At 48.7% G+C, this 232-nt stretch carries 1 protein-coding gene; it reads right to left on the minus strand.

Features of this window, described 5'->3' with window-relative positions; all coding sequences use genetic code 11:
* On the minus strand, positions 1-194 hold a 194-nt coding region (locus tag IZU87_RS18245), incomplete at its 3' end, for a transposase family protein (protein WP_213115397.1).
* Positions 195-232: the final 38 nt, after the last annotated feature.

Genomic DNA, 232 nt, shown 5'->3' on the forward strand with positions numbered 1-232 from the left:
TTAAAATCGCCGTACTGGCGAAGAAAGTCCAACTTCGCGTGGCCAAAATCTTCGATTTCATCCCAACCTTCTGCACCACAGATCACCGCACAGACGATCAGAAACAAGATATCCGACAGCTGATGCTGCACTTTCCACGCCTGGCGGAAGTCGGAAACAATCGATAAATGGTGCATAAGAGACGGTGTCAGCATCGGATCATCCATGAGCGAAAGCTGCTAAATGACCACAT

Origin of the sequence: Cobetia sp. MC34 (assembly GCF_018340035.1) — a bacterium.
Taxonomy (GTDB): Bacteria; Pseudomonadota; Gammaproteobacteria; order Pseudomonadales; family Halomonadaceae; genus Cobetia; species Cobetia amphilecti.